General features: G+C 50.0%; 1 pseudogene. It reads right to left on the bottom strand.

The window, feature by feature from the left end:
- A pseudogene (locus tag ACYVFA_RS23215) lies at positions 1-760 on the bottom strand (hypothetical protein); the annotation flags it as partial.

Raw genomic sequence — 760 nt, 5'->3', positions numbered from 1 at the left:
GCTCTGCGTGACACTTGTCGTTGCAGTGCCTGTACAGCCATTTGTGCCTGTCACTGTTACTGTATAAGTACCCGGAATAGTGATGGTCGCTGTCGCATTCGTCCCTAATCCATTTGACCATAAATAAGTCCCTCCGCCACTGGCTTGTCTTGTGACACTTGTGGTTGTGCAACTTAGGTTGGTCGTGCCTGTGATACTTGCACTTGGTGGCGTAGTGCTCTGCGTGACACTTGTCGTTGCAGTGCCTGTACAGCCATTTGTGCCTGTCACTGTTACAGTATATGTACCCGGAATGGTGATGGTCGCTGTCGCATTTGTTCCTAATCCATTTGACCATAAATAAGTCCCTCCGCCACTGGCTTGCCTTGTGACACTCGTTGTGGTACAATCCAGATTCGTTGTACCTGTGATACTTGCACTTGGTGGGGTTATGCTTTGCGTGACACTTGTCGTTGCAGTGGCGGTACAGCCATTTGTGCCTGTTACTGTTACCGTATAAGTACCTGGAATAGTGATGGTCGCTGTCGCATTTGTCCCTAAGCTATTTGACCATAGATAAGTTCCTCCGCCACTGGCTTGCCTTGTGACACTCGTTGTGGTACAACTTAGGTTGGTCGTGCCTGTGATACTTGCACTTGGTGGCGTTGTGCTTTGGGTCACACTTGTGGTCGCTGTGGCGGTACAGCCATTTGTGCCTGTCACTGTTACCGTATAAGTACCCGGAATGGTGATGGTCGCTGTCGCATTCGTCCCTAATCCA

This window comes from Emticicia fontis (genome assembly GCF_054779675.1).
Note: the sequence above shows the minus strand (reverse complement) of the source record. Positions and strands in the feature narration are given on the sequence as shown.